Raw genomic sequence first — 4,167 nt, forward strand, 5'->3', positions numbered from 1 at the left:
GTGCCTAGGCGGCGACCGGCGTGCCCGCGTCGGAGCGGTCCCGGCGGCTGTCGCCCCGGCCACGGCGCTCGCCCCGACCCTCGCCGCCACGGCTCTCACCGCGCCGGGGGCCACGGCCACCGCTCTCGCCGCGACGGGAGCGCGTCGTGCCGCCCAGGTCCTCCTCGATCTCGGCGGACAGCCCGGCCCTGGTGCGCTCGGCGGTGGGCAGCGTGCCGGTGACCTCGGAGGAGATGTGCAGGTCGGTGTAGAGGTGCGGGGACGTGTGGTACGTCTCCGGCGGCTCCGGCATCTCCAGACCGAGGGTCTTGTCGATGATGCGCCAGCGCGGCATGTCGTCCCAGTCGACGAAGGTCACCGCGACGCCGGTCGCGCCGGCCCGGCCGGTACGACCGATCCGGTGGGTGTAGGTGTCCTGGTCTTCCGGGCAGTCGTAGTTGATCACGTGGGTGACGCCGGTGACGTCCAGACCGCGGGCCGCCACGTCGGTGGCGACCAGGATGTCGATCTTGCCGGCGCGGAACGCCCGCAGTGCCCGCTCGCGGGCGCCCTGGCCGAGGTCACCGTGCACCGCGGCGACCGCGAACCCGCGGAAGTCGAGGTCCTCGGCGACCCGGTCGGCGGCCCGCTTGGTGCGGGTGAAGATCATGGTCAGCCCGCGACCCTCCGCCTGGAGGATGCGCGCCACCACCTCGACCTTGTTCATCGAGTGGGTGCGGTAGACAAGCTGCTCGGTCTGCGGCGACGGCCCGGTCTCGGCGGTGTGCCCGGCGTGGATCGTCATCGGCTGGCGCAGGAAGCGCCGCGACAGGGTGACGATCGGGTCCGGCATGGTGGCCGAGAACAGCATGGTCTGCCGGTCCTCCGGCAGCATCGCCAGGATCTTCTCGACGTCGTCGAGGAAGCCCAGGTCGAGCATCCGGTCGGCCTCGTCCAACACCAGCGCGTGGACGCGGTCGAGGCGCAGGTGCTTCTGCTTCTGTAGGTCCATCAGTCGCCCGGGCGTGCCGACCAGGATCTCGACGCCCTTGCGAAGCGCCTCGATCTGCGGCTCGTACGCCACGCCGCCGTAGATCGGCAGCACCCGGACGCCGCGCGTGCGGCCGGCGGCGGCCAGGTCCTTGGCGACCTGGATGCCCAGCTCGCGGGTGGGGACGACGACCAGTGCCTGCGGCACGCCGTCGCTGCCCTCGCCCGGTGCGAAGACCCGGTCCAGCAGAGGTACGCCGAAGCCGAGGGTCTTGCCGGTGCCGGTGGGCGCCTGACCGATGAGGTCGACGCCGCGCAGGGCGATCGGGATCGCGTACTCCTGGATCGCGAAGGCGCGGGTGATGCCGGCCGCGGCCAGCGCCTCGACGGTCTCGTCGCGGGCGCCGAGTGCGGCGAAAGTGGGGGCCTCGGGTCGAACCGGGGCGGTGGGGGCCAACTCCTGGCCGTCCATCAGGTCTTGAGTCAGTTCGCTCATGTGGATGTGGGGGTGCCCTCTCGTGGGTGCGCCCCGTCATGTCCTCAGGGCGCGTTCGGTATGACGCGGGCCACACGGTCGGGGGCAGACAGCCGAGCCGGACCGGGCCGCACGCGCGCCGCGGGCTGAGCTTCGATCAGATCGGCGCCCACGGCAACTGCTCTATGCTACCTGAACAGGCACGGTCACGTCCCGATTCCCGGTCGGCCAGCCGCCACGCGGGGGCGGACAATGTGATCTGAGTCACATCACTGTGCGGCGGGTCGCGCGTGGCACGCGCGGGTCACCCCTGCCGGGTCGTGCACGGTAGCCTGCGCTCGTGTCCGCGCCGACCACCCCCGGTCCCGCCGTCGCCGACCTGCTCGGCCTGGTCGCCTTCGGCGAACTGCTCGCCTTCGAGCGGATGGCCGGCGACGCCCGCCTCGCCCCCGACCTGCGCCGTCGCGCCGCCCTGAACGAGATGGCAGCCGCCGAGATCACCAACTACCGGCGGCTCGCCGATCGGCTCACCGCGCTGGGTGTGACCCCGGCAGACGCGATGGCCGCGTACGTGGCGCCGTTGCAGGCGTACCACGACTCGACCGAGCCGCGGGACTGGGCGGAGGTGGTGACAAAGGCGTACGTGGGCGACGCCATCACCGACGACTTCATCCGGGAGATCGCCGACGCCCTGGACGAGCCCGACCGGGGGCTGGTGCTCGACGTCCTGCACGACTCCCGCTACGCCGAGTTCGCCGCCGCGGAGATTCGAGCGGCCGTCGCCGCCGACCCCCGGGTGGCCGGGCGGCTCTCCATGTGGGCCCGCCGGCTGGTCGGCGAGGCCCTGTCCCAGGCCGGCCATGTCGCCGCCGAGCGGGCCGCACTCACCGCGCTGATCGGGCGGGGCGACCGGGTCGACGTGCCGGGACTGTTCGGGAGGCTCACCGCCGCGCACACCGCGCGGATGGCCACCGCCGGCCTCAACAACTGAGGGGCGGCACCGGCCCGCGGCAGGTGGGACTGCGCCGACCTGCCGCGACGGCCGGACCGGTCAGCGGACGGTGAAACCGACCGCGCGGGGCGACGCCTCGGCGATCTCGACGTACGCGACCTTCTCGACCGGCACGATGACCCGCCGGCCCTTCTCGTCGGTCAGGGAGAGCGTGCCGCCGTTCCCGGCGAAGGCGTCGGTCACGATCTGCTCGATCTCGGCCGGCGACTGCGCGCTGTCCAGAACCAGCTCGCGCGGCGCGTACTGCACGCCGATCTTGACCTCCACTGTGCCTCCTCAACTGGGGCGAAAGAACCGCCCTGCGAAGGCTATCCGATCACGGGGGCGGCGGTCAGGCTGACTCACCTTGCAGCGGGAAGCTGGCGATGCCCCGCCAGGACAGCGCCGCCACCAGCGCCTCGGCCTCCGCCTTCGGCACCTGCCGGCCGCCGGCCAGCCAGAACTGGGCGGCCGTCTCCGCCGCGCCGACCAACCCGGAGGCGAGCAGCTCGGCGTGCGCCCGGCTCACGCCGGTGTCCGAGATGATCGTGTCGGTGATCGCCGCGATGCAGCCCTGCTCGACCCGCTCCACCCGCTGCCGTACCGCCGGGTCGTTGCGCAGGTCCGACTCGAAGACGAGCCGGAACGCCTCGCTCTCGTGGTCGACGAAGTCGAAGTACGCCCGCACCGACGCGCCGACACGCTCCTTGTTGTCGATGGTGCCGCGCATCGCGTCCTGCACCTTGGCGACGATGGCGTCACAGTGCGTGTCCAGCAGGGCCAGGTAGAGATCCATCTTGCCGGGGAAGTGCTGGTAGAGGACGGGCTTGGAGACCCCGGCGCGTTCCGCGATGTCGTCCATCGCCGCGGCGTGGTAGCCCTGCGCGACGAACACCTCCTGCGCCGCCGCGAGCAGCTGCTTACGGCGCGCCGACCGGGGCAGACGGGTGGGCCGGCCGGCGGTCTGCGCGCCATTCCCCGCAGCGGTCATGGGATCCTCCGAGTTCTCCGTACGAGCCGGCATTTTCCCCCCAGACCGGGCGAGGCCCGTGGCCCTCGTTGTGGAAATGGCCCGCCGCTGTAACTTATCGCCACTGTCGCCACACGGTAGCCTCAGCGAGGGCGACCAAGGAGCGCGCGGTGAGTGAAACAGGGCAACCCGGAGCCGCCACCCCGGGAGAGCACGGTGACGGAGCGGGTCAGCACGATGACCCGAGCCGTTCCGGCGGCGGGTGGGCGCCCCAGTCGGGCGGGTGGCCCCAGGCCGCCGAGCGTGCGGACGACCAGGAGCAGGCGTCACGTTGGCGACCCGGTCCCGCGGCCGGATGGCGTACGTCATCCGCGCGGCACGGTGACCTGCCACCGCCCCTCGCCGGGCTGCCCGATGGTCCCGAGCCGCCGGCCCGGGTCAACGGCCACCACGCCAACGGTGTCCGGCACGCCGGCACCGAGGCCAACGGCGTCCACCACCCTGGGCTCGAATCGTCGGCGGGTCGTCCCGCACCGGTGAGCGCGCCGCCCGGGCTGACCGACGACGACCGCCCCGCCCCGGCCGGCGACCGCCTGGTGGTGCCCGCCCAACGTCCCGCACCGCCTCCGGAGCAGGGCGTCGGCGACCTCGACACCGGTCCGGCCCGCCGCTCCACCGCCGACCCGGTCGACGGGCGCCGTGCCCGCTGGGCCGAGCCCGGCCTGCCCACCTCGGCGCCGCCGGCGTCCAGGTGCCACCCGT

4 protein-coding genes and 1 pseudogene are annotated in these 4,167 nt (G+C 73.2%); 2 read left to right on the forward strand and 3 right to left on the reverse strand.

Annotation, left to right across the window (positions count from 1 at the left end; genetic code table 11):
* Positions 1-4 precede the first annotated feature (4 nt).
* Positions 5-1,465, reverse strand: coding sequence for a DEAD/DEAH box helicase (locus tag JNW91_RS30050; RefSeq protein ID WP_238425959.1), 1,461 nt, complete (start codon positions 1,463-1,465; stop codon positions 5-7).
* Positions 1,466-1,784: 319 nt separating this feature from the next.
* Between JNW91_RS30050 and JNW91_RS30055 the strand changes: the two genes are divergently transcribed.
* Positions 1,785-2,435: a ferritin-like fold-containing protein gene (locus JNW91_RS30055; protein ID WP_203178875.1), complete on the forward strand. Its 651-nt coding sequence runs from the start codon at positions 1,785-1,787 to the stop codon at positions 2,433-2,435.
* Between the two features lie 60 nt (positions 2,436-2,495).
* On the opposite strand, the gene JNW91_RS30060 is transcribed toward JNW91_RS30055, so the two are convergent.
* Complete coding sequence (locus JNW91_RS30060; protein ID WP_030329796.1) at positions 2,496-2,723, reverse strand: DUF3107 domain-containing protein; 228 nt, start codon at positions 2,721-2,723, stop codon at positions 2,496-2,498.
* 64 nt (positions 2,724-2,787) lie between these two features.
* Positions 2,788-3,426, reverse strand: a complete 639-nt coding sequence (locus JNW91_RS30065) for a TetR/AcrR family transcriptional regulator (protein ID WP_203178876.1) — start codon at positions 3,424-3,426, stop codon at positions 2,788-2,790.
* A 149-nt stretch (positions 3,427-3,575) separates the two neighbouring features.
* Between JNW91_RS30065 and JNW91_RS30070 the strand changes: the two are divergent.
* Positions 3,576-4,167 (forward strand): annotated as a pseudogene (locus JNW91_RS30070) (hypothetical protein); the annotation flags it as partial.

This window comes from Micromonospora parastrephiae, from assembly GCF_016802865.1.
Taxonomy (GTDB): domain Bacteria; phylum Actinomycetota; class Actinomycetes; order Mycobacteriales; family Micromonosporaceae; genus Micromonospora; species Micromonospora parastrephiae.

Excerpts from the sequence above, each read along its gene's own strand:
- JNW91_RS30065 (WP_203178876.1), bottom strand. The coding sequence starts at position 3,426 with ATGACCGCTGCGGGGAATGGCGCGCAGACCGCCGGCCGGCCCACCCGT.
- JNW91_RS30050 (WP_238425959.1), bottom strand. The coding sequence starts at position 1,465 with ATGAGCGAACTGACTCAAGACCTGATGGACGGCCAGGAGTTGGCCCCC.